6 protein-coding genes and 2 pseudogenes are annotated in these 4,435 nt (G+C 67.3%); 5 read left to right on the top strand and 3 right to left on the bottom strand.

Annotation, left to right across the window (positions count from 1 at the left end; all coding sequences use genetic code 11):
* On the top strand, nt 1-334 hold a 334-nt coding region (locus tag E3O67_RS17535), incomplete at its 5' end, for a hypothetical protein (protein ID WP_241982198.1).
* 437 nt (nt 335-771) lie between these two features.
* Here E3O67_RS17535 and mscL read toward each other — a convergent pair.
* Entirely contained in the window at nt 772-1,209 is a 438-nt protein-coding gene (gene mscL / locus E3O67_RS13990; protein WP_134428360.1) for a large conductance mechanosensitive channel protein MscL, read from the bottom strand.
* A gap of 73 nt (nt 1,210-1,282) precedes the next feature.
* On the opposite strand from mscL, the gene E3O67_RS17900 reads away from it, so the two are divergent.
* Nucleotides 1,283-1,534, top strand: a complete 252-nt coding sequence (locus tag E3O67_RS17900) for a hypothetical protein (RefSeq protein WP_338145382.1) — start codon at nt 1,283-1,285, stop codon at nt 1,532-1,534.
* Nucleotides 1,535-1,548: 14 nt separating this feature from the next.
* Here E3O67_RS17900 and E3O67_RS17895 read toward each other — a convergent pair.
* Both E3O67_RS17895 and E3O67_RS13980 read right to left on the bottom strand, forming a co-directional pair.
* A pseudogene (locus tag E3O67_RS17895) lies at nt 1,549-1,689 on the bottom strand (FmdB family zinc ribbon protein); the annotation flags it as partial.
* Between the two features lie 83 nt (nt 1,690-1,772).
* Nucleotides 1,773-2,351: a 5-formyltetrahydrofolate cyclo-ligase gene (locus tag E3O67_RS13980; protein WP_134428364.1), complete on the bottom strand. Its 579-nt coding sequence runs from the start codon at nt 2,349-2,351 to the stop codon at nt 1,773-1,775.
* 34 nt (nt 2,352-2,385) lie between these two features.
* On the opposite strand from E3O67_RS13980, the gene galU reads away from it, so the two are divergent.
* The 3 genes and pseudogenes from galU to E3O67_RS13965 form a co-directional block, all read left to right on the top strand.
* On the top strand, nt 2,386-3,279 hold the full coding sequence (gene galU, locus E3O67_RS13975; protein ID WP_134428366.1) for a UTP--glucose-1-phosphate uridylyltransferase GalU: 894 nt from the start codon (nt 2,386-2,388) through the stop codon (nt 3,277-3,279).
* Nucleotides 3,280-3,334: 55 nt separating this feature from the next.
* Nucleotides 3,335-3,994, top strand: coding sequence for a GNAT family N-acetyltransferase (locus E3O67_RS13970; protein ID WP_134428368.1), 660 nt, complete (start codon nt 3,335-3,337; stop codon nt 3,992-3,994).
* Between the two features lie 72 nt (nt 3,995-4,066).
* Nucleotides 4,067-4,435: pseudogene (locus tag E3O67_RS13965) on the top strand (hypothetical protein); the annotation flags it as partial.

The following is a 4,435-nucleotide window of genomic DNA, read 5'->3' as shown; positions in this document are numbered from 1 at the left end:
CCCGGTTCCCCGGCGCCCGGTTCCCCGGCGCCCGGTTCCCCGGCGCCGGGTTCGTCCGGCCCGGGTTCGTCCGGGCCGGGTTCGTCTGGCCCGGGTTCGTCTGGCCCGGTGCGCCGCCCTGGTGCCTGAGCGCGGCGTGCCCCGGCAGACGGTCGTCAAATCGGCCGGCGCGTCCCGGCGAGCCCGGCTGACCCCGGCACCCGGCACCGACCCTGATCCGCACCCGCCGGTCCTGCGTGAGGACGGCGGCGTCGTGCCCGCCGATCCGTCCGGACCGGGCACCCGCGGCGTCAACGACGATCGGCTCCGTCAGGACCGCCCGCCGCACTGGTAGCGGCAGCTTGCCGCCATCTGGGCCCGGCCGAGCGCGCGCGTGTGGCCAACTCAGGACATCCGTCGCCCGGTATGCCCGGCCGCCGCGGATCAGTGCGGTACCGGTGCGGATGTCCGGGCCGGCCCGGACGGATCTCCTGAGTTGGCCACTGTCCTGAGTTGGCCACTGTCCTGAGTTGGCCTCAGGGCTCGGCGGCTGTGCTGCAGCGCTCGCCCGGTTCCAGCATCCACCGTGCGCTCCACCCTGCGCTCCACCGTGCGTTTCGCCCGCGGGCCGAACGAATTCGACGGAGATTCTCGTTTCGAACCGGGTTTCGGCCTGATTTAGGGCCGTTTTGGGCAGAATCTCCGTCGAATTCGTTCGAGACTGAGCTGTGTCAAGCCTCGGAAGCGGAATGGGCGGTGGTGCGGTGCCTCGGGTGGGGAGGACGCGGACTGCTAGAGCGTGTGCTTCGGACCCTGCTCGAGCGTTGAGCCGGTGGCCAGCAGGTCGCGGATCTCGGTGAGCAGGTCGAGTTCCGTCGCCGGAGCGGCGGCCTCGGTGGCCGTGGGGATCCCGGCGACACGGCGGCGCTCCTGTGCGTGCTTGACATGGTTGAGCGGCATCACGAAGACGAAGTAGACGACGGCCGCGACCAGCAGGAATTGGATGGCCGCCGCGAGTACGAGCCCGAACGACAGTGCCCCCCCGCCGGGGAGGTTGACGATCATTGCCTTTCCGAGGCTCTCCGAGTTGAAGATGGCGGCGATCAGGGGGTTGAAGATGCCCGTAACGATCGCGTTGACCACCGCGGTGAACGCGGCGCCGATGACGACGGCGACGGCGAGCTCGATGACGTTGCCGCGCATGATGAATTCTTTGAAGCCCTGAATCATGGTGATACTCCGCAAAGGTTCCGGCGCCGTGGAAGGCGGATGGTGAGGTGGTGGAGGAGGTCAGGCAGACTTCGTGGCGGGCGCGGACGAGCTGTTGCTGCCGTTGCCGCTGTTGCTCGCCGCTTTCGCGGGGGCGGAGCTGTCCTTCGCTGGGGCCGCAGACTTCTCGCTGGAGGAGCTGGAGGAGCTGGAGGAGCTGGAGGAGCTGGAGGAGCTGGAGGAGCTGGAGGAGCTCGAGTCGGACTTCGTCTCCGACTTCTTGTCTGAGGACTTCGACGAGCGCTCGAGCGAGCGCTTCGCATCCGACCGGGCGTCGTTGCTGTAGAAACCGGACCCGCTGAAGGTCACGCCGATCGAGGAGAAGACCTTGCGCAGTCTGCCGTCGCAGGTCGGGCACTTGGTGAGCGAGTTGTCGGTGAATGCTTGCTGGATGTCGAACGCGGTGTCGCACTCGGTGCAACGGTAGGAATAGGTAGGCACTGGAACTCCGATGGGGGACCGGCCCGCGGGCCGGAATCTCCGATTGTGAAATGGCTTTCGTTGAACGGGAACGAAGGAAGGGGTCAGAACGCGATGATGCGTGTGGGGGTGACCAGGCCGTCGACCGGCTGGTCGTGCACCTCGCGGGGCACCTCATCGACGAACTCATTGTCGAAGATGACGGCATACACCGGCGGGCACTTCTCCATCGAACCGAGCGTCTTGTCGTAGTAGCCGCGACCCCAGCCCATCCGCAGGCCCGACGCGTCGACGGCGGCGGCCGGTACGACGATCAGGTCGACGTCATTGATCGCGATCGGGCCCAGCAAGCTGCCGCCCGCCTCGGGGGCACCCGAGAGTCCCTCAAATTCGGTCTGGTCCTCCCCGACGGTCCAGTCCAGGAGTCCGTCGTCGCGGGACACCGGGAACAGCACACGGATGCCCTGGGCCTCGGCCCAGTTCACGAACGACCGAGTGTCCGGCTCGTTGCGGGAGGACAGATAGCAGGAGATGGACCGGGCCGACAGGTCCAGGGTGATGCTCTGCAGATTCTGGGTGAAGCCGGCCGTCGCGGCCTCCCGCTCCACCGAAGTCAGGTTCTGCCGACGCTCCCGCAGCTCGGCGCGAAGCGCGCGCTTTCGGTGACCGATGTCGGAGTCCATATATCTCATCCTAGATGCCGATAACGTAGGGACCATGGGGACAACAATTACGAAAGCCGTCATTCCTGCTGCAGGACTGGGTACTCGCTTCCTTCCGGCCACCAAGGCCATGCCGAAGGAGATGCTGCCGGTCGTCGACAAGCCGGCCATCCAGTACGTGGTCGAGGAGGCCGTAGCCGCCGGCCTGACCGACGTGCTGATGGTCACCGGGCGCAACAAGAACGCGCTGGAAAACCATTTCGACCGCATGACCGAGCTTGAGGCCATCCTGAAGAAGAAGGGTGACCACGGCCGACTGGAGAAGGTCAACCACGCCACAGACTTAGCCGACATCCACTACGTGCGCCAGGGTGACCCTCTCGGCCTCGGCCACGCGGTGCTGCGGGCCAGGATGCATGTGGGCAACGAACCGTTCGCGGTGCTGCTCGGTGACGACATCATCGACGAGCGCGACCCGCTGCTAGCGAAGATGCTGGCGGAACAGGGCAAGCGCCACACCAGCATCATCGCCCTGATGGAGGTGGAGCCCTCGCAGATCCACCTCTACGGTGCCGCCGCCGTCGAGGCCACCGACGACCCTGACGTCGTGCGGGTGACCGGGCTGGTCGAGAAGCCGAGCACCGAGGATGCGCCGTCGAACCTGGCCATCATCGGCCGCTACGTGCTGCGCCCCGAGGTCTTCGGGGTGCTCGAGCACACTCAGCCCGGCAAGGGCAACGAGATCCAGCTCACCGATGCGCTGCAGGAAATGGCGTTGAACCCGGAGGAGACCGGCGGTGTGTACGGGGTCATCTTCCGCGGCCGCCGCTACGACACGGGGGATCGCCTCGACTACATCAAGGCCATCGTGCAGCTCGCCGTCGACCGCGAGGACCTCGGCCCGGACCTGCGGCCCTGGCTGCACCAGTTCGTCGCCACGCTCGACTAGGACGCGAGCAGTACATTGGGGAACACAATTTCGGCATTGAGTAGACGGGCACACTGTGGCGATCGCGATACCGACGCTTCATGACGGCCCCGTCACACTGCGGCCGATCCGATTGCGCGACGACCGCATCCTCGACCGGTCCCTGATGGAGAACCGGGGCTGGCTGCGCACCTGGGAGGCCACCAGCCCCTACGCGCCGATGTCCTTCGACACCCGCTCCAGCATCCGCAGCCTGCTCGCACACGCGCGGGCAGGCAGCGGGCTGCCGTTCGTGGTCGAATACCAGGGTGAGCTGGCCGGCCAGCTCAACGTGTCGTCGATCACCTGGGGGTCCCTGTCGTCGGCCACCATCGGCTACTGGGTCAGCGAGGAATTCGCGGGCAAGGCGATCACGCCCACCGCCGTGGCTCTGGCCACCGACTACTGTTTCGGCCAGCTCGGGCTGCACCGCATGGAGATCTGCATCCGGCCCGAGAACGTGCCCTCGCTGCGGGTCGTGGAGAAACTCGGCTTCCGCTACGAGGGGCTGCGCCGCCGGTATATCCACATCAACGGCGACTGGCGGGACCATTTCTGCTTCGGTCTGGTGGCCGAGGAAGTGCGTCAGGGTGTGCTGCGCCGTTGGCAGTCCGGCCAGGTGTCGGCCGACGCCGCCCGGGTGACGGACGTCGATCGTGCCGCGGCCGCGCATCCGTTGCCGGTGAGCGACCGATGAGTGTGGCAATTGCCCGTGACACACCCTCGATAATCATCCCCACAAGGCCGCGGCCCTCCTACCTTAGAAACTATGAGTAGCGAGGTCCTGGGCGGGGGAGTGATGATTGCGGTCGCGGCTGCCCTCTGGGTGACGTACCTCATGCCGACTTGGGCGCGTCGACGCCAATACCTCACCACCGAGCGCAACGCCGTCCGGCTCCAGCAGACCATGCGCATCCTGGCCGAGACGTCCGAGGTGCCCCAGCAGGTGCGGCTCGAAGCGAACGCGCGAACCGTCGTGACCCAACGCAAACTGCTGGCCCAGGCCGAGGACGATGCTCGGGCCGAGGCGAAGGCCGTGACGGATGCCGCGGCGTCCGCCCGGCGCTCCGCCGCGGCCCTGGCCGCCGCGAACCGTGCGGCCGCCGCCCGAGAGATCGCCGCGCAGGCTGCCGCCGTG

Source organism: Cryobacterium sp. TMT3-29-2, from assembly GCF_004564305.1.
Lineage (GTDB): Bacteria > Actinomycetota > Actinomycetes > Actinomycetales > Microbacteriaceae > Cryobacterium > Cryobacterium sinapicolor.
This window is presented reverse-complemented; position numbering and strand designations above follow the sequence as displayed.